This is a genomic window from bacterium (assembly GCA_021158245.1).
In the GTDB taxonomy this organism is placed as follows: Bacteria; Zhuqueibacterota; QNDG01; order QNDG01; family QNDG01; genus QNDG01.
Genome location: JAGGVB010000168.1, coordinates 1 through 20536, shown reverse-complemented (window position 1 = coordinate 20536; position 20536 = coordinate 1). Strand labels below are relative to the sequence as shown.

Below are 20536 nucleotides of genomic sequence, written 5' to 3'. Positions count from 1 at the left end.
CCCTATACCTTATACCTCGTCTTTTGTTTTATCCCTTATCCTTATTTTTTTGAATCCAATATTGACAAACACCCGAACAATTGTTACATTTTCATTGAAAATTCGGAGTATATATCCGACATTTCAATGTAGAGAGTGGGTTGTTTGTTTATTAAAAGAAAAACCGATATTAAAAAAATTACAGAGATGCTTGAATTGTTTCCGGTTGTCGTTGCTCTTGGGCCAAGGCCATGCGGCAAAACCACTCTTGCAAGGCAGTTTATCCTGAGTTTGCCTGAAGGTTCGGTACTGGGTGCATGAATGTTCGTTAAACCGGCCATTCAGTTTCGGTACGTTTTGTTACGCAGAATACTCAGACACCGTAGGTGTATTTCTCCGATAATTTTTAATTTAGTGCAAAATGTGAATGTAACAAGAGAATAAAGGATTAAAAAAAATAGGTGTTATTCAATCAAAATGCTGAAAAAATGGATAAAATTAAACAAAAACTTGCTTTGCAATCGTTTGCGTTGTATTTTATAGAGTCTTTTAAAGAAGAAGTCGGGAAATCAGTTTTATTTTAATTGAGAAACATATACAAATCAGATAAATAAGCAGGAGGAAAATATGCCTGAAAAACAAAAACCTGTACATCCGTACATACCGAATTCCGCTCCCAATCTAAAAAAGGCTTTAATGGATGATTTGGGGATTGATGATATTGACCGGCTTTTTGAGGACATACCCGAAAAGCTCAGGTTCAGAGGAGAATTAAAGATTCCTGAGCCTATTCTTTCCGAATATGAGCTTAAAAAGCATGTTACAGGAATTATGGCAAAGAACACATCATGTGAAGATGCTTTAAGCTTTCTCGGAGGAGGATGTGCACAGCACTATGTTCCTGCAATATGTGATGAGGTAGTAAACAGATCAGAATTTCTTACAGCTTATGCAGGAGAACCTTACGAAGATCAGGGAAGATTCCAGGCTCTTTTTGAATATCAAAGTTTAATGGCAGAACTTCTTGATATGGATGTAGTAAATGTACCGACGTATGACTGGGGCCAGGCAGCAAGCACGTCAGTGCGAATGGCTGAAAGAATTACAGGCCGGGGTGAAGCCCTCATAAGTGAGTTTGTTTCTCCTGACAGATTCAAAGTTATAAAAAACTACTGTGAACCTGTTATGACAATAAAAAGATTTAAACATGATCCGCAGACAGGCCAGATTGATTTAAATGATTTATCATCAAAATTGAATAAAGATACTGCTTGTGTGTTTTTTGAAAATCCTTCCTTTATGGGATTTATTGAAGAGCAGGGAAAAAAAATATCAAAAATTGTGCATGATAACGGTTCAATAATGATAGTGAGTACAGATCCCATATCACTCGGAGTTCTCAAACCGCCGTCACATTACGGCGCTGACATAGTATGCGGAGATATTCAGAACCTTGGAAATCACATGTATTTTGGCGGATCTCTTGCAGGATTCATCGCAACAAGGGATGAAGAAAAGTATGTTGCGGAATATCCTTCCAGATTATTCGGAATTGCACATACAAAGGTTGAAGGAGAATGGGGATTCGGAGATGTCCTTTACGACAGGACTTCATTTGGAGAGAGAGAAAAAGGCAAGGAATTTGTGGGTACTGCGGCAGCTCTTTACGGTATTGCAGCGGCGGTTTATCTTTCTCTGATGGGCCCGAGAGGTATGAAGGAGCTCGGCCGGACAATAATGCAGCGTTCTCAATATGCGCAAAAAAGGCTTACAGGCATTCCTGGCGTTTCACTGAAATTTATGTCTGCAGATTTTAAAGAGTTTGTTGTTGATTTTTCAGGTACAGGTAAAAAAGTTGACGAGATTAATCTGCAGTTAAGAGAAAAGGGGATTTTTGGCGGGCATAACCTTGAACCTGATTTCCCGGATCTTAAAAATTGTGCGCTCTACTGTGTAACAGAAATCCATTGCAAAGATGATATTGACAGACTGGCAAATGAGATTAAAGCTATTGTTTCACAGTAAATGAGAATTTATTAAATGAAAGGATTGCACAATGGGAATAGATAGAGAATCAAAATTGAGAAAAAACTTTCATCAGGCAAAATGGGATGAAGAGATAATATTTCAGCTCCATTCGGAAGGACAGAGGGGAGTAATTCCTCCTCAAACAGACAAAGAGATTGAAAAAGAGGTGGGAGACGGCGTATCATCACTTCCTGAAATCATGAGAAGAGAAGAAGATTCTGCCCTTCCGGAAGTAGGGCAGATGAGGGTGTTGAAGCATTTTTTAAGATTGTCGCAGCAGAATCTCGGTGCAGACTTAAACATAGATATAGGCCAGGGAACGTGCACTGTCAAATATAATCCGAAGATAAACGAAGTTATTGCCCGCTCGGCAAAAGCTTCCAAGCTGCATCCTTTTCAGGATGAATCAACTGTGCAGGGAGCACTTCAAATTTATTATGAGATGGATAAGTTTTTTAGAGAGATTTCAGGGCTTGACAGGTTCAGCCTTCAGCCCAGTTCAGGCTCCCACGCAATTTTGACAATGGCATCCATTGTACAAAAGTATCATGAGGTGCGGGGGGAAGCAGATAAGAGGGATGAAGTAATCACAACCATATTTTCTCATCCTTCGGATGCTGCTGCAGTTGCGGTAAAGGGCTACAAAATAATAACAATATATCCTGATGAAAACGGGTTCCCGGATCTTGAAGCATTGAAGAGCGCTGTTTCTGAAAGAACAGCTGCTCTCTTCATTACCAATCCTGAAGACATCGGAATTTTTAATCCCCGTATTGATGAGTTTACAAAAATTGTACACGATGCCGGAGGATTGTGTGTTTATGATCAGGCAAATGCTAATGGTATTCTCGGCATCACCAGGGCAAAAGAGGCAGGATTTGACATGTGTTTTTTCAACCTTCACAAAACTTTTGCAGCACCTCACGGATGCGGCGGGCCTGCTTCCGGAGCACTTGGAGTAACAAAAGAACTTGAGGAATTCCTCCCTGTTCCCATCGTAGATTATGATGGGAAGAAATATTCTTTTAATTTTAATCTTAAAAACAGTATCGGCAAAACAAGATCTTTCTGGGGAGTGTTTCCTGTAATTTTAAAATCTTATGCATGGATAAGGAGTCTTGGTGCGGAAGGTTTAAAAGAAGTATCAAAAATCGCAGTTTTAAATAATAATTATCTTTTAAAGCATATTACGGAAATTGACGGAGCAGATTCACCTTTTAAAGGCGGTAAAAGAAGGATTGAGCAGGTAAGGTACACATGGGAAAAACTCTACAAGGAAACAGGTGTGAGCACTTTTGATATTACCTGTCGTATGTGTGATTTCGGATTTCATCTCTGGTCAAGTCATCATCCGTTCATTGTACCCCAGCCGTTTACAATTGAACCTACTGAATCCTATTCAAAAGACGAACTGGATGAATATCTCGAAGCATTAAAATACATTGTAGAAGAAGCGCGAACAAATCCTGAAAATGTAAAGAGCGCACCTCACAGAAGTGTAGTACATAAAATTGACGAGTCCTGGTTTGATGATCCTGAAAAATGGGCGATTACATGGAGGCTGTATCTGAAAAAGCACGGGAAGAATTCTGATTCCAATCTGTTGTCTTAAAGCCTTAAAAGAAATTATGGGTTGGGTTGAAGTGTGGTAAAAGCAGGCCCGGATTAGTGCAATTTTTCCGGGCCTGTAGTGGTATTAAATATTTTAATAAATCAAAGCAGAAATTTTTTCATTGCAATGCTGCTGCCTGCATATCCTAAAATCATGCCGAGCAAAGCAGGGAAAATTACTACAAATGCAGAAGCAGAAAGAAGATGCATAAAGTGTGAATTAATTAATCCAATGCATAGCAGAATTGCTCCTGAGCCGAACAATCCGCCGGATAGCCCCTGAATAACACCCTGAATTAAATACGGCCTTCTGATAAACCCTCTTGTTGCTCCTACGAGTTCCATAATTTGTATTGATTTTCTCTGAGAGAAAATGGACAGCCTTAATGTATTTGCAACAAGAAGCACAGATGACAGCATTACAAGCCCGAATAAAAATCCGTCTACAATCAAAACCCTTCTGCTGTTTTTTATAACAGCTTTAAAGAGAGTACTGTTGTAAACAACATCATCAACCCCGTCAAGGGCTGCTACAGATTGTTTTAGTGCTTCAATTTTATCCGGAGTAAGGTTGCTGTTTGTTATTTTTATTCGGAAAGATGACGGCAGAGGGTTACTCCCGAGGATTGATACAGGGTCAATTCCAGTCTCTTTGGCAAAAGTTTTAAGAGCCTCTTCTTTTGAGACATAAATAACGGATTCTATTCCGGGAATAGCTGATATTTTATCCCCGAGAGATTTTTGTTCAGCATCGGAAAGGCTGTTATCAATAAATACTTCCATTGTTACTCTGTTTTTGAAAACGTCTACAAGCCTGTGCACATTGACTGTAAAAAGGAGAAAAATTCCAAGTAGTATGTGTGTAACTGCAATTGTTGAAATAGTAAGAAAAGTAGCCATACGTACTCGCTTGAGCCCTTTTAACCCTTCACGGAAGGAGTATATGATATTTAAACTCATGATTTTGTCCTCCCGTTTTCTATTTGAACAATTCTGACAGGAAGAGTTTTAACAAGTTCCGTTTTATGTGTTGCCATAACAACTGCAACACCTCTGGCATTGATCTTTTTGATGAGCTCCATAATATCTTTTGTGGATTCAGGGTCAAGGTTGCCGGTAGGTTCATCGGCAAGTAAAACAAAGGGCTCATTTGCAATTGCCCTTGCAACTGCTACTCTCTGTTTTTCTCCGCCTGAAAGTTGCTGGATAAGAGAATATCTTCTGTGGCTTAATCCGACTTCCGCAAGAACTTTAAAGACTCTTCTTTTTATTTGCCCCCTGCGCGTTCCGGTTGCCCAAAGAGCAAAAGCAACATTTTCATAAACGTCTCTGTCTTCCAACAGTTTGAAATCCTGAAAAATTACACCGACTTTTCTGCGCAGCAGAGGAATTTCTCTGTCATAAATTGTGTTGCTCTTATACTGTGCTACTTCTGCAATACCTCTTGTGGGAAAAATTTCCATATTGATAAGCCGCAGAAGAGTGCTTTTTCCTGCTCCGCTGGGCCCTAAAACAGCAACGAAATCTCCGGGTTTTAAAGAAAGCTCAATGCTTTCAAGAATGGTGTTCCCGTCAATTCTGTACCATACGTCGTGTAATCGAATCAAATTTTTGCCTCCGTTCTGCACAAAATGTGTACTCTGTCAGATTTTTCGGTCCCCCTGTTATTTGAAAAATCATCAAAAATACCAACCTGTTTAAACCCGTTGTTGGTCAGGATTGAAACTATTTCATCAATAGAATATACATATTGAATATGATGCTCAGAGATTGTTTTGCCGGTTTCAATATTTTTAAAAGTAAAATATGTATGTTGTTCACGCAGCCTTCTGTTAAGTTTGCTGTGCCTTGTAATCTCCCATTCTCCCACAATATCATGTTCCACAGTATTAGCCCAGTATGTTATAAGATGTAATTCGGAAACAAGGTCAAAAAGAAGCAGCCCGCCCGGAACAATTATTTTTGATGCTTCTTTAAAAAATTTTTCGACTGAAATTTTGGGAAGGTACTGCAGAGAATCATACAAACAGAGTGCAGCATCCCACTCTTGTTTTAATGCAATAGATGTTAAATCGCCCTGCCATAAACAGAGGGAAGGAAAATGTTTTGCATTGGCCTGTTTAATCATATTCATTGATATATCAAATCCTGCGGTTTTATAAAACATTGCTGATAATGTACCTGCGAGGCTTCCTGTACCGCATGCACAATCAACAACAGAAGAAATTTTTCTTTCTCCATATTTTTTAAAGATATTATCAATATACTCAGCCCATTCCGTATAGTCAACATGACTCATAAGAAAGTCATATACATTTGAAAAAACATTATAAGGCTGTACTGCCCGGTTTGAATTATGCATTTTATGTTTTTTTACATCAATCATTATGAAGAAAAATGGTTCCATCCGGCTGTTTCAAGAAGAACTGTTTTTTTGTGCATATCATAAAGCATTATATCCTTGTCAGATGTTATTGAGCCTATTATGCTTACAGGGCATATATCTGTCCGGAAATCAGAAGAAATGAGATTCTCTGCCTTTTTGGGGCTAATAGTAAAAACAAGTTCATATTCCTCTCCGCTTGATAAAGCAAAATCAAGGGGTGTAGATCCGGTGCGCTTTGCCCATTTTTCAGCTTCTTCTGAAACCGGAATTTTGTCACTGTATATGGCACAACCTTTTCTGCTTGCATTGCAGATATGTGCTATTTCTGAGGCCAGGCCGTCACTAATGTCTATCATACATCTGACTTTGTAATCGTCTACAAGTATTTTTGCAGCCTCAATTTGAGGAACAGGCGTAAGAAATTTTTTTACGGATTTTGCGTACCTGTTCCGATTTATACTGTTTTCAAGAACTTCCAGGCCGGTGCGTGATCCTCCCAGGCTTCCTGTAACGCAGATAACATCATCAGTCTGAGCTAAATCTCTTCTCGCAAGTTTGTTTTTGCCTGTAAAACCTACTACTGAAATAGTAACAAATCCTGCTTTTGGAGAACGAACAGTGTCACCGCCTATTATCCTGCATTCAAAACCGTCCAGGCACTCTGTCATACCTCTGTAAATTTCTTCAATATTATCTACAGACCAGGAATCAGGGATTCCGATATTCACAAGTGCGTAAGCAGGATCTGCTCCCATTGCAGCAATGTCACTCAGGTTTGAAGCAGCAGCCTTCCATCCGAGAGAACGGAAAGAAGTATAGGACAGATTGAAATGAACTGATTCAACCATTGTATCTGTTGTATGTACACACACTCTGTCTCTGCCCCATGTGTAAACAGCGGCATCGTCTCCAATAGAGAGTATCAGATTCTCATCATTATAATTTTTATCAGCAATTTCGGAGATTCTATGAATAAGGCTGAATTCTCCTCCAATGGATTCTATTTTCATCAGGAGCCCTTATGACTGTTTCATGCTTCGATAATTTTAACGATCATGCGCCTGTTTCTCGGACCGTCAAATTCACAGAAATATACAGACTGCCATGTTCCGAGAACAAGACGTGCTTCTGAGACTATTAAAGTAAGGCTCGGGCCGAAAAGGCTGGATTTAATATGCGCTGCGGAATTACCCTCTCTGTGGAGGTATCCATGTTCAAAAGGAATCATCTTTTCTGTCTCAGATAATATGTCTCTGACAACGTCAGGATCAGCGTTCTCGTTAATAGTAACTCCTGCTGTAGTATGCGGAACCCATAAAATGCACAGCCCCTCTTTAACTCCGCTTTTATCAAGAACATCTTCAATAAGATTAGTGACATTTAACAGCTGTGTTCTTGCAGTAGTATTTATGCTTAATTTTTGTATCATTTATATTTTCTCCAATAGCAGTGCCGGACAAATAAAAAGGCTCTGTTCTCACACTAAAAGAACAGAGCCTTAATAATTTTTCATAGAAACTCCTTTAGCTGAGTTTCTGACGAACAAGTTCCTGTATTCGCTTTCCGTCTGCCCTGTCCTTTACCTGAGGCATAACAATGCCCATAACTTTTCCCATATCTTTCAGGCTATCGGCACCGGATTCGTCAACAGCTCTATCAATGATTTGGATTAACTCCTCATCACTAAACTCTTTAGGCAGATAAGATGAAATAATTTCAAGCTCTTTTGCCTCTTTTTCGGCAAGCTCAAACCGACTGCCCTTTTTGTATATCTCAATTGATTCTTTGCGTTTTTTTGCTTCTTTTGAAAGCGCAGATAGTTCTTCGCCTTCAGGTAAATCTTCACCTTTTGCTATACGCTCATTTCTCAAACGAGTTATAAGCATTCTTATTGCATCAACCCTGACCTTCTCTCCGGATTTCATCGCTTCTTTAAGATCAATCTGCAGTTTCTCAAGGATGCTCATTTTACCTTCTGTACAAATAATTTAAATCTATTCGCCAAATATCATCTGCAGCTTGCGCTGCTTTCTTTTTGCAGCTGCAAGTTTTCTTTTTCTTCTTTCACTGGGCTTTTCATAATGCTGATGTTTTTTAATGTCAGACATTAAACCTGCTTTTTCGCACTGCTTTGTAAATCTTTTAAAAGCCTTCTCAAATGGTTCGTTGTCACGAACTTTAACTGCCGGCATAAACTGCACCAACCTCCTTTCGTGTAAATTTAAGTATTAGAATATATGAAATTTGAACACACTGTGCAAGATATTTTTTTCTTTATTGTAAGATAATGATCATAAAAACATCAGTGATTGTGCTGCGATTTCAGACAATCCAAAAAGTTAGATTTTAATAAAGATACATAACTTTAATTTTTTAATCATAACTACGGAAAACATGTAAAAATTATGTGGATAAGTTGTGGAAAAAAGAGATTGTTTGCACGGTTTTTTATAGAGTTTAAGAGAGAAATTATTAGTTTTATAAATGCTTTTCATGACAGCAGATTATTGTGATTGGGGTTAACATGTTTATAATCCAAGTACTTAGCACTGTTTTAATGTTTTATAATTACGCTGAAAGTAATTTAATAACATGCGTAATTTTGTAAGCAGCCTGATCTGAACAGATGATTTGACTGCATTTTGCCGAATTCTTCAGTGTGGATAAAGTGTGAATAAAGAAAAAATTTGTCGCTTTTTTGAAACACTTATCAACGCTACATTGTTAAGCCTGGTTTTAAAAAGACGAACTCGGGAATCAGAATCCGTCAATAATTTTTGAATAAAAGGCAGGCATTTTTTTCTTACTGCATAGTTTTCCACATCTTAATCAGATTATAAGTTGAAGAATCGTGGCTATTTGATATTACACTTCCCTCAATATCATTTAGAATTGTTTTGGCAAGCTGTTTTCCAAGCTCAACTCCCCACTGATCAAAGCTGAAAATATTAAAAATTATTCCCTGAACGAAAATTTTATGTTCGTACATTGCAATAAGGGAACCCAAAGTACGGGGAGTGAGCTGTCTGAAAAGAATTGTGTTTGAAGGCCTGTTTCCCTGAAAAATTTTAAAAGGCAGAAGGAAATCAATTTCTTTTTGTGAAAGGCCATTTTCCTTAAGTTCCGATATTACTTTTTCTTTTGATTTGCCTTTCATAAGAGCTTCTGTCTGGGCGAAAAAATTGGCAATTAATTTTATGTGAAGGCCAGGTTCATTATAAAGGCTTTTGGCAGGAGCAATAAAATCACAGGGAACCATTTTTGTCCCCTGATGAAGAAGCTGAAAAAATGCATGCTGTCCGTTAGTGCCCGGCTCTCCCCAGATTATCGGCCCTGTCTGGTATGAAACAGGATTTCCGTTTCTGTCAATTGATTTGCCGTTGCTCTCCATATCTGCCTGCTGAAGAAATGCAGGAAAAAACTCAAGATGCTGGCTGTATGGAAGAATAGCATGAGTCTCAGCACTGAAAAAGTTGTTGTACCATATACCGAGAAGTGCAAGTATTGCAGGTATATTCCGGTCAAAAGGAGAATTTCTAAAATGATTGTCCATTGCATGGGCTCCTTCAAGAAGGGCAGTAAAATTATCGAATCCCACTGCAAGGGTAATTGAAAGCCCTATTGCAGACCAGAGAGAGTAGCGTCCGCCCACCCAATCCCAGAAATGAAAGATATTTTCCTTATCTATACCGAATTCAACTACTTTTTCAGTGTTTGTTGAGATTGCGGCAAAGTGGCTTGATACGGCATCATCCCCGAGAGAATCTATGATCCATCTCCGTGCATATTGGGCATTAGACATTGTTTCCAGTGTTGTAAATGTTTTTGACGCAATTAAAAAGAGGGTTGTTGCAGGTTCGGCCATGTTTAATATATCAACAATATGAGACGGGTCTACATTGGATACAAAATGGACATTGAGGCGGGTGTGAAAAGGAGTGAGCGCGTTTGCAACCATTGCAGGGCCGAGGTCTGACCCGCCTATTCCGATATTTATAACGTCTTTGAATGAAAGGCCGGTATAGCCCTTTTTTTCTCCTGATATTACTGCATCGCTGAATATTTTCATTTTATCAAGTACGCTGTTAATATCATCCATAATATTTTTACCATTTACAGAGACAGGTTTGTTTGATCTGTTTCTGAGAGCAGTATGAAGCACTGCGCGGTTTTCTGTTCGGTTTATGAAATCACCGGTAAACATCTTTTCAATACTCTCTTTAAGGCCGCATTCCTCAAACAGTTGAATAAAAAGGCTGATGGTCTGTTTATTAATTAGGTTCTTTGAGTAATCAAGTACCATGTCTTCAAATGAGATGTGAAATTTGTCGAATCTGTCAGGATCGTTTTTAAAAAGATCTTTCATGCGGATACTGCTCATATTCAGAAAATGTTTCTGCAGTTTTTTCCAGGCAGCTGTTTTTGAAGGATTTTGATTTTCAAGCATTATTCAACCCTCTTTTTCTGAAATGTTGTTGATAAACAAAGTATATTTTTGTATTTTATTATAATCAATAAATAGATAATTTGCAACAGGATGTATTAATAATAAAAAAAATGAAGTATGTTTAAGCTCTATCCGTTCATAGATTATGTCTAACCGTAGAGGAAGTTATGAAAAATCACAGAGTTTTTAACAGAGTAGTTTTTTTATTGATAATTTTATCAGCGGTTTTTAACGGAAAAATTTATGCCAAGTACTATTCAATCCCCGAAGTAGCAATTAACTGCAGATTAGAATCCGACGGCACCATGCATATTTCCGAAGAACGTACATACTCTTTTTCCGGATCATTCTCCTATGCATTCAGAATTTTTCCCAAAGATTCAAGAGTGGAATTTACGGATTTTAAGGTTTCCGAGGGATCTTCTCCTTATCTGCTTTCCAGCGGCAAAAAGCCTGGAACATATATGATTATCAGAAGAAATTCGGGAACAGAAGTCCGCTGGTTTTACAGCGCAAGCAATGAAATGCGTACTTTTGTGATATCATATACTGTTAAGAACGATGTTAAACGTTATAACGATACCGCTGTTTTGTATTTTAAATTTATAAGTGATACATGGGACAGGAAAACAGACAGAGCAATGATTGTTATTGAGCCTCCGGAAGTAGTTACTCCTGAAAAAGTAAAGCACTGGATGCATGGGCCTCTGAATGCTGTTTCAGAGATTACAGATACAGGTACAATACTCGGAAGGTGCTCGAATCTTCCTGCATATACTTATCTTGAATTCAGGATTCTTTATCCTCCCGAATTATTTAAAGATATTCCTGTGATAAATAAATCCGTAGCAGACTCTATTACAGATGAAGAGGCTGTATGGTCTCAAAAGTCAAATGAGCGCCGTATAATGATGTTGAAGGAACTAAAGGAACAGAGAAAACGGATGAAGCATGGACTGTGGGCGGTAATTCTTATTTCTGTTCTGGGTTTAGGTTATTGGTGGAATTCTTTTAATAAATACGGCAGAAGACATAAAATATCCGGAATCCCTGAAGTTGCATCTGAAATACCGGAAGGGATAAATCCTGCACTTGCATCCTATCTGCTGTATTCCCGTCAGATATCCGGTACAGCATTAACTGCTACTCTGTTTGACTGTGCAAAAAAGGGGATGCTTAAATTAGAAGAGGTAGAAGGACGCAACAGGGCTTTCGGAAGGAAATCAGGCAAAGATGTCGAATGGGTGCTTAACAGGAAGAAATTTAATGAATTAAGTTCCGGATTGAAAGATTATGAAACAGAACTTATTTTATTTATTTTTGATACAATAGGAGCGGGCTCAGACAGGGTAAGCCTTAAAACAATCAGCAAGTCTCGTTCAAAATTTATGAAGTTTTTCCGTAAGTGGAGAAAACTTGTAAAAAAGGAGGGCGAAGCAATGGGCTGGTTTGACATGCAGAGTATAAAAGCAGGATATAAATCAATGGCAGTAAGCGGTATCCTGTTAGTCCTGCTATTTCCCGCTGCTTTTTACTGCGGGATATGCTCTCTTGTACTTGGCGGCTCATCAATGACAGTATTTATTCTGTCTCTCTTTATTATGCACAGAACAAGAGAAGGTGAAGAGATAACAAAAAAATTGCTCGCAGTCAGAAAATATCTGATGAAATATCATTTCAGAGAGAATGCTCCTGACAGGCTCTACAATGAGATTGAGTCGTTTATTGTTTACGGTATTGTTTTCGGAATGACGAAAAAGCACTACAGAGAAATGATAAATATAGTGCATAGTGAATCATTCCCGACGTATGTTCCATGGTATGTTATGAGCTCGCATTCGAATCCGGCAGATATTGCAAACTCATTTTCCCATGTTGTTGCAGTAACAACAACTGTTATGAGCAGTTCCACAGGTGCAGGCGGCGGAGCATCTGCAGGCGGCGGAGGAGGTGCGAGTGCAGGAGGCGGAGGCGCCGGCTGAATGACTGCATGGTAAATGTATTTCCTTTTAGAAATAATATTTTATTATCAGGATTGAATAGATGATTACAGAAAAAGATTTTGAGAGAGTTCTGCAATGGTTTGATTCGTACACATCATCTTTTATTCTCGAAGACCCGGTAGATCAGAGCAATATTAAACTGAAAATAGACCACAGTTACAGAGTCTCAAATGAAATAAAAGATATCGGAATCTCCATTGGCCTGAAAAGAGAGGAACTGCTCCTTTGCGGGATACTGGGCCTGATTCATGACGCGGGAAGATTTGAACAATATTATAAATATAAAACATTTGTTGATTCCAAATCAGAAAACCATGCTTTTCTGGGGAAAAAAGTTCTTGAAGAGAGTGGTGTGTTGCGGGATTTTTCAGATGAAGACAGAGAACTTCTATTGTTTGCTGTTTATCACCACAATTTTAAAATACTTCCGGATTCTGCATCCCAAAGAAATATTTTTTTTACAAGGCTTTTAAGAGATGCTGACAAGCTGGATATCTTTCGTGTTGTTACGGAGTATTACGAAAATCACGAAGGAGGAGCAAATTCCGGTATTGAACTGGACCTGCCTGTGAGTGATGAAATTTCCCCTTCAGTACTGGAAGATATTATTAACCTGCGCATTGTTGAAATATCAAACTTGAGAACCAGTACGGATTTTAAAATTTTACAGCTTGGATGGATCTTTGATATTAATTTCCCGTATACTTTTTTGTCAATAAAAGAAAGAAGATACATAGAACGCATCTGTGCAACCCTGTCTGACTCAGAAACAAAAAAGCATGTATGTCAGATTATTTCTAATTTTATTAAGGAGAGGAGCGGTTCTCTATAAGAGCCTTATATTAATTGTCTTCATCAATGGAGGAGAGAAAATGAAAAGAAGTATTGCAGCAATTTTCCTGATTACTTGTTTTGCCGCAGTTTTCCCGGCAAAGGGCGACACTATTGTCTATTATAATAATGATTTTAATAAGAATGTGTCGGACGTAAAACCGGATAAGTGGCATCCCGTATCATCTGCAGGCAGCATGACAATTAAAGTATGTACAGGGGAAAAACATTCCGGATCAAATTCAATTCTTATAAAGCATGAAAAATGGGGGAAGACAATATTAGAATTAGATGAAATTAATCTTAAAGTAGGGCATCTCTACAGGTTAAGCTTCTATGTAAAAACCAGGGATGCTGTTTCCTATCCCACTGACAGATACCCTACATCCGTTCCTGCTGCTGTTACTATGGCATCTTTCCCTTTTACAAATCACTCCCCTGCAGCAGGCTCAACACATGACTGGCAGAAAAAGGAGATGCTTTTTATTGCTACGAGGGCAAAAGACAGAGTCAGATTGAATTTCGGATTAAACGGTACGGCAAAGGGCAGCGTGTGGTTTGATGATATAAAAGTGGAAGAGGTTGATGATATAACAGAATACATTCCAAAAGAGACAATAAGATGGTGTGACAATGGTTTCAGATACGATGACAGAGGCTGGATTTTTGTGCACGTTGAAGGTAAACCCTACAAGAGAGGATATCAGTACGGATATCTTGTTGCACACGAGATTGCAGAATATATAAATAAACTCGGAATACAGAGGTATGAAGAGCATCCCTCACGGGGCTGGAATTATTTGAGATTTGATGCTGATGCGCTTATGCTCCGTAAGTTTGACAAAGAGTACCTTGAAGAGATGAAGGGTATTGCAGACGGAGCTGTAAGAGCAGGTGCAGAGATATTCGGGCGGGATATTAATCTTGTTGATATTGTAACATTAAATTCTGTGATAGATCTTGGCCAGGCAGGAGGTGCGCTTCGAAAAACAGGCAATGCAATATCCGGAAAGAGTTTTCTTGCTGCTGAAGATGAGCTTAATATACCGATGCGGCAGCACAAATGCTCCGGTTTTTTAGCAACTAATTCAGCAACAAAAAGCAGTGAGATTGTGTTCGGCCAGATTTTTATGTGGGGAGGATACACCGGCCCCCACTGGAACATTATTCTGGATATGATCCCCAGTTCAGGCCACAGACTTGTGTATGAAACTTTCCCGGGGGGGATACACTCGGCAGCTGATTTCTATATAAACAGCGCAGGAATAATGATTGGAGAAACAACAGTATCACAGACTCCTTTTAACACTAACGGAACACCCCAGTCCAACAGAATAAGAAAAGCTGCCCAATATGCTTCAAGTATTGATGATGTCGTTAAAATTCTTTCAAAAAATAACAACGGTATGTACACAAATGACTGGCTTATAGGTGATGCAAAGACAAATGAGACAGCAATATTCCTTCTTGGAACATGTAAAAGCAAGCTGTGGAGAAGCAGCAAAAAAGACTTTCCCGGCGGCCTTACGGATTATTACTGGAGCAATAATAACACTAAGGATATGGACGTACGTAAAGAGTATATTAAAAACAGCAGTAATGCTCCATACGATCTTGCTTTCAGTCCGTGGAACAGGGACATAGCTTTTGTCAATTTTTACAAAAAGCACAATGGAACAATAGATGAAATTGACGGAGTAAATTTGTGGGCATCAAGCCCTATAAACAGGCCGCATGCGTGTGACGGCAAGATTACAACAAGCGAGATGGCGCGTAATCTTATGTTCCTCGCTCATTCGGGGAAAGTAACTCTCAGGGAGAAATTCATAAATGAAAACCACCGCATTCCGGATCTTCCCGGAGCTGTGCCGCGCCTTTCTCTCGGATACTCAATTGTAAGCCCTGTATTTATTGCAGAAAAAATCAAGGCGTTAAAAAGAGATAATTCTGATAATCAGAATGACGGCACTGTTTTTGATTTGTCGAAAATAAAGGAGTATCTGACCTTTGACAAACATGATATGTGGCATAATACAGTCTATCCTGCAAGTGACAGGGAAAACTGGTTTGTAAGCGGAACCGCTTCAATGTGGCGGACATTGAATTATCTGCCTGAGAGCAAAGAACGAGCCTTTAAGCGTTTAAGAGACTCATTTACAGACCTGAATTACAGGCTTCTGTATGTAATTTCAAGGGAAGGTACAATAAAGCCAATTGAAGCAAAACGGGTTTACGACAGATACAATAATTATCAGATTCCAAGAATAAGAGGCACGTATCTGCTTCACCAGATGAGGCTGTTTATGGGCAATAAAACATTCGGCTCAATGATGAAAGAGATTCATACCAATTATTATGAAAAGAATATGAAAAACAGTGATTTTATCAGGATAGCGGAAAAACACGGAGGAGATAAAGCTGTAAAGCTTTTTGAAGAGTGGATAAAAAGAGAAGATCTGCCGAATCCGGAAGTAAGTGCAAAAGTGAATAAGCAGGGCGATGAGTGGAAGGTTATCCTGAATGTAAGACAAAATAATAATCCATATATTTTTGCAGCTATGGTGACAGTTACTGCAAATAATAAAAAAACGGTCTTTCCGGTCAAGGTTACAAAGCCTGATCAGGAGATTATCCTCAACCTTAAAAATAAACCGGTATCTGTTGAGTTTAACAGTATGAACGATATTCCTGTAGCAAGGGAATCATTCTATACAATGTCAAATTATTATGATGACTGGACTAAAACCGTATTGGTCTATGGTACTTCACGCGAGATAGAGGCAAATCATACCCTTGCCCTTAGGTTTTCCAAAGTACTTGCAGACCGTTATTCCGAGATTCTGCCGCCTGTTGTAAAAGATTGTGAAATCTCTCCTGAAAAGCTTGCTTCATCAGATCTGATACTTCTCGGCGGCCCTGAAGATAATTCTGTTGTAAAAGATGCAGCAGAAAAGCTGGGGATAAAGATTGGAAAGAACTGGTTTGAATACAACGGCAAAGAATATTCTGATTCTGATAACGGGCTCTTTGCAGCTCTTCCCAACCCATTTAACCCTGAACGGATTGTATATCTGTTTGTCTCCAATTCTGCACTTGAACTTTACCAGATGACAAAGCAGTACAACAGAATGCCTGCATGGTCGGTTTTCAGGGGAGACAGAATAGTGAAAAGAGGGTATCACAGTGTGAAAAGGTTTTGTATTGATTTGTAAGAAAAAGAAATAAAAACAGATAAAAGGCTGCATAGGCTATTTTGCGTTATGCAGCCTTTAAATTTTCGTATTTGCATTTATGCGATAAAAGCATTATATTAATTCATTCCGCGATGTTATTAATTCTATTATATATTCAAATTATTAATTGCATGTACCTGAAAATGTTCTATGTCAGTTAAATCAGGTTTTGTTATTGTATCCTGTCCGGATTTAACAGTTGTTTTATATTGATGCGGATTTGGTAAATTTCTCACAAGAAGGTAAAAATACAATAAAAAGGTATTGTTTTTGCTATATGATGTCCATGTTATAGCGGCTGCCATAAGATTAGTAATATTTAGTAGTGATTTATGAACCTATTTATATGAAGTTTACATAAGTATTAATATTGAAGGTTTGCAATCCATTCGGATTTACAATACTGTATTTTCATACAGCTATTATGTCTTAATGTGTACAAATTTAGAAATGGAATAGAAGATGGACCGAAAAATCAAAATACTGATTGTTGAAGATGAAAAGATCATTGCAGCGGATATTTCGCAGAATCTTAAAGGCCTGGGCTATGAAGTAGTAAAACTTGTATCTTCAGGAGAGGATGCAGTAGAAAGTTGCAGAAAGCTCAAGCCGGATGTTGTACTAATGGATATAAAACTCAAGGGTAAGATGGACGGTATTGAAGCAGCAGATGAGATTCGTAAAAAGTACGGCACTCCTGTTGTATATGTGACATCCTATACTGATGAAGAAACACTTGAAAGAGTAAAACAGACAGAGCCTTACGGATTTATTGTTAAGCCTATTATGGAGGAGGAGCTCAGAGGAGTTATTGAAACAACAGTATACAAGTATAGAATGGAACAGAGTTTAAAGGAGATGGAAGCATGGCAGTCCACTACACTCCAGAGTATAGGGGATGCAGTGATAACTCTGGATAACAGGGGAAATGTGACATTTATAAACAGGATTGCAGAGAACCTTACTGGATGGAGAGTTGATGAAGCAAAAGGGAAGCCGGTTAGCGATATATTCCCGATATTTGATGAACAAACAGGAAAGCCAATCCCGAATCCGGTGAAAAGAATTTTAAAAAATAGAAAAGTATCTAAACTTGGGAGTCATACAATCCTAATCAGCAGAAACGGAGAAAGAATTCCTATTTCTGACAGCGCCGCGCCTATTGTTAATGATAAAAAAGAAATACTAGGCGTAGTTCTGGTTTTCCATGATGAAACAGAGCGAAGGCGGGCAGAGGAGAGATTGAGAGAGAGTGAGGACAGGTACAGGTCTTCCATTCAGGCTGCGCCGTATGGAGTTGTTCTGCACAATAAAAAGGGTGAATTTATATTATATAATGAAAAGGCGGAGAATATTTCAGGGTATACTGCTGATGAAGTAAAGTCAATAGAAGAGTGGTTTAAAAAATCATATCCTGATGAAGAATACAGAAATAAAGTAGCAAATATATTCAGGGAAGATATGTCTAAAGGAGTCTCGTCGGCAAGGCAGGCAGAGATAACAAGAAAGGACGGAGAAAAAAGAACATGCATGTTTGTATCCAGTTTTATTTCACAAGAAGAAAGGATTGTATTTATTAGTGATGTTACTGAAAAGGTAAAAGCTGATCAGGAATTAAAGGTGAGCGAAGAATGGCATAAGGCACTAAAGGAAGGCTCCCGGGATGCTATTTTTATTGCAGATTCCGAATCAAAATTTATTGATGTCAATAATGCAGCAGTTGTTTTAACCGGTTATTCAAGAGAAGATTTTTTGAAAATGACAATACCGGATCTTCACGAGGAAGAAGATTTGGAAGCATATAGGAAATACTTCCATCGTATTATATCAGGAGAATCTCTTGTCAGTGAAGCGAAACTTCTGCGAAAAGACGGAACAAAAATTGATGTTGAGTTCAGTAATAAACCGATTATTATTAATGGTATAACTTATATTCACGCAAGTGCGCGTGATGTGACAGAGAGGAAAATTGCTGAAAGAGAGCTGCGGGAAAGTGAAGAGAAATATTCCACTCTGTTCAATGATTCGAGAGATGCAATTTTTATTCATGAATTAAATGGCCGTATCATGGATATTAATAATGCTGTAAAGGAACTTTTTGGTTATTCCAAAGAGGAGTTGTTTAAGTTAGGCGTTGGAGTGTTGCATCCTGAGTATGAGGCTAAAAAAGTAAAAGCAGTGTTTTCCACACTGAGAAAAAAAGGGCATGCTGATTTTACAATAGATATGAAGAAAAAGAACGGGGAAATATTTCCTGCTGACAATTCAGCCACCATAATGGAAATAGGCGGTAAGAAAGTTGTACAGGGAATAATCAGAGATGTTACAGAGAAGAAAAAAAATGAAGCGGCACTGCGTGAGAGTGAAGAAAGGTACAGAACCCTATTTAATTTCGGAGCTGATGCAATATTTGTTCATCCTTATAAAAAGAAAGGATTTGGAAAGTTTATTGAGGTAAACAAAGTTGCATGTGAACGGCTTGGATATACCAGGGAAGAGCTGTTAAATCTTTCTCCTGCTGATATCTCAAAAAAGGCTGATGTGAAAAAGAGAGGCGCTTCCGAAGAACGGGGAAGAATTCTGAGAAATGGCACTCGTGCTTTTGAAGCAGTTCATATTACAAAAGACGGAAGAGAAATTCCCGTTGAAATAATATCCACGGTATTTCAGTACGGCGGCGAAAAGGTTTTGATGTCAGTTGCAAGAGATATATCTGAATGGAAAAAGTAAATTTTATTGCGGATGCCCTGGTTCTCCGGCCGCTTGGTTGTTCTCACTCATGCTCTAATCACCTCTTGTTTCATTTTCTCCGTTCTCTCAGATAACTATAATTTTATAGCATCTATTTCTTTTACCGGCTTACTAGTACCTCGAGAACATTATACTATTAATAAAATAATCATAATTTATACTGTATTTCTTATAAGATAAAATTTATTCGGAATAAAATCAATTGAAATTACCATGCCTTTCTTTGTAAATGGCATATATGGTAAAATAATATTGAAAATTGAATAAAATTTTCTTGACTAATGAAATAAAAGTTTTTATATTTTGTTTCATTTGTTGGATGGCGCTTTAGCTCAGTTGGTAGAGCAACGGACTGAAAATCCGTGTGTCCCCAGTTCAATTCTGGGAGGCGCCACTTTAACCCCGGAAAAATTTTCGGGGTTTTCTTTTTCGCAGGCCAGCCGCCCCGCCGCCTTCTTTTTCTCTCGCAAAGCACGCAACGAAAAAATGATTTTTTATCCCCGCACAGCCCCTGGTTTCCTCCCGATTTATCGGGAAGCGGGAATCCAGAATGCCGGAGAGAATATCCTTTGTGTGGTTTAAAGTTTAGCTTTTGGTACGGAACTTTTTTCAATAATTCGGACACGACTATCATAAATTTTTTGAATTGATAGAAGGCTTACGCCTTAAATCCTTTTGGGGCGGTGGATTTAATCCGTAAGGATTTTATGGGTCGGGGAAGAAATTGATCTATAATTTCATGAAAGAACATCCCCTATAATGCCCCTCAAGGGCGATAGGTAATCTGCTTATCGCGATACTTATTTTTAGAAAAGAGAGTTGCATTTGATATATTTTAACTTTATTTTATAACTCAATATTATTTATAAATCAAAAAAAGCCGTAAGGAAGGATATAGCTCTGTGGGAACAGTAACATCTTGGAAAAGATCGCATAAATGCGGGGGTTTGAGGAAAGAAGACGAAGGACAGGATGTTGTGCTTGTCGGATGGGCTGCGCGGGTAAGAGACCACGGAGGAGTTGTTTTCATAAACCTCCGTGACAGGTGGGGTGTTACGCAGATAGTTGTTAACCCTGATAATAAATATTACCAGACAGCAAAATCCATGCACATGGAAAGTGTCATTGGCGTTAGAGGCAAGGTATCATTAAGGCCGGAAAACATGATTAACAAATCCATGGATACAGGAGAAATAGAAGTTTATGCAGATGACTTGATAATATTTAATCCTTCAAAACCCCTTCCTTTTCTGATAAGTGATGAAGT

Annotated in this window: 16 protein-coding genes and 1 tRNA gene; 9 read left to right on the top strand and 8 right to left on the bottom strand. The window is 38.4% G+C overall.

The window, feature by feature from the left end:
* The first annotated feature begins 144 nt into the window (after window positions 1–144).
* The 3 genes from J7K93_08845 to gcvPB all read left to right on the top strand — a co-directional run bounded on the left by J7K93_08845 (window position 145) and on the right by gcvPB (window position 3619).
* Window positions 145–300 (top strand): hypothetical protein, encoded by a 156-nt coding sequence (locus J7K93_08845; GenBank protein MCD6117108.1) that lies wholly within the window; start codon window positions 145–147, stop codon window positions 298–300.
* A gap of 306 nt (window positions 301–606) precedes the next feature.
* Complete coding sequence (gene gcvPA, locus J7K93_08840) at window positions 607–2004, top strand: aminomethyl-transferring glycine dehydrogenase subunit GcvPA (protein MCD6117107.1); 1398 nt, start codon at window positions 607–609, stop codon at window positions 2002–2004.
* 31 nt (window positions 2005–2035) lie between these two features.
* On the top strand, window positions 2036–3619 hold the full coding sequence (gene gcvPB / locus J7K93_08835) for an aminomethyl-transferring glycine dehydrogenase subunit GcvPB (GenBank protein ID MCD6117106.1): 1584 nt from the start codon (window positions 2036–2038) through the stop codon (window positions 3617–3619).
* Window positions 3620–3720: 101 nt separating this feature from the next.
* Here the strand turns inward: gcvPB and J7K93_08830 are convergent, their stop codons facing one another.
* From J7K93_08830 to pgi, 8 genes are all read right to left on the bottom strand, one after another.
* Entirely contained in the window at window positions 3721–4578 is an 858-nt protein-coding gene (locus J7K93_08830) for an ABC transporter permease (protein MCD6117105.1), read from the bottom strand.
* Window positions 4575–5225, bottom strand: a complete 651-nt coding sequence (locus J7K93_08825) for an ATP-binding cassette domain-containing protein (protein ID MCD6117104.1) — start codon at window positions 5223–5225, stop codon at window positions 4575–4577. Before J7K93_08825 ends, J7K93_08830 begins: the two co-directional genes overlap by 4 nt.
* Window positions 5222–5917: a class I SAM-dependent methyltransferase gene (locus tag J7K93_08820; GenBank protein MCD6117103.1), complete on the bottom strand. Its 696-nt coding sequence runs from the start codon at window positions 5915–5917 to the stop codon at window positions 5222–5224. The genes J7K93_08825 and J7K93_08820 overlap by 4 nt, the downstream gene beginning before the upstream one ends.
* A gap of 86 nt (window positions 5918–6003) precedes the next feature.
* On the bottom strand, window positions 6004–7014 hold the full coding sequence (thiL, locus tag J7K93_08815; protein MCD6117102.1) for a thiamine-phosphate kinase: 1011 nt from the start codon (window positions 7012–7014) through the stop codon (window positions 6004–6006).
* A gap of 20 nt (window positions 7015–7034) precedes the next feature.
* A complete protein-coding gene (locus J7K93_08810; GenBank protein ID MCD6117101.1) occupies window positions 7035–7433 on the bottom strand; it encodes a YjbQ family protein in 399 nt (132 codons plus the stop codon).
* 94 nt (window positions 7434–7527) lie between these two features.
* A complete protein-coding gene (locus J7K93_08805) occupies window positions 7528–7971 on the bottom strand; it encodes a GatB/YqeY domain-containing protein (GenBank protein ID MCD6117100.1) in 444 nt (147 codons plus the stop codon).
* Window positions 7972–7998: 27 nt separating this feature from the next.
* The gene (gene rpsU, locus J7K93_08800; GenBank protein MCD6117099.1) at window positions 7999–8196 is read right to left on the bottom strand and encodes a 30S ribosomal protein S21; all 198 of its coding nucleotides are present in this window, start codon (window positions 8194–8196) and stop codon (window positions 7999–8001) included.
* A 611-nt stretch (window positions 8197–8807) separates the two neighbouring features.
* Window positions 8808–10451: a glucose-6-phosphate isomerase gene (gene pgi, locus J7K93_08795; protein ID MCD6117098.1), complete on the bottom strand. Its 1644-nt coding sequence runs from the start codon at window positions 10449–10451 to the stop codon at window positions 8808–8810.
* Between the two features lie 167 nt (window positions 10452–10618).
* Here pgi and J7K93_08790 point away from each other — a divergent pair, with 167 nt between their 5' ends.
* The 6 genes from J7K93_08790 to J7K93_08765 all read left to right on the top strand — a co-directional run.
* Window positions 10619–12433, top strand: coding sequence for a DUF2207 domain-containing protein (locus J7K93_08790; protein MCD6117097.1), 1815 nt, complete (start codon window positions 10619–10621; stop codon window positions 12431–12433).
* A 61-nt stretch (window positions 12434–12494) separates the two neighbouring features.
* Window positions 12495–13286: an HD domain-containing protein gene (locus J7K93_08785; GenBank protein ID MCD6117096.1), complete on the top strand. Its 792-nt coding sequence runs from the start codon at window positions 12495–12497 to the stop codon at window positions 13284–13286.
* Between the two features lie 40 nt (window positions 13287–13326).
* Window positions 13327–16497, top strand: a complete 3171-nt coding sequence (locus J7K93_08780) for a hypothetical protein (GenBank protein ID MCD6117095.1) — start codon at window positions 13327–13329, stop codon at window positions 16495–16497.
* Between the two features lie 483 nt (window positions 16498–16980).
* Complete coding sequence (locus tag J7K93_08775) at window positions 16981–19248, top strand: PAS domain S-box protein (protein MCD6117094.1); 2268 nt, start codon at window positions 16981–16983, stop codon at window positions 19246–19248.
* A 342-nt stretch (window positions 19249–19590) separates the two neighbouring features.
* A tRNA-Phe gene (locus J7K93_08770) sits at window positions 19591–19663 on the top strand.
* Window positions 19664–20216: 553 nt separating this feature from the next.
* Window positions 20217–20536 (top strand): aspartate--tRNA ligase (locus tag J7K93_08765; GenBank protein ID MCD6117093.1); only part of this gene is annotated, 320 nt, incomplete at its 3' end.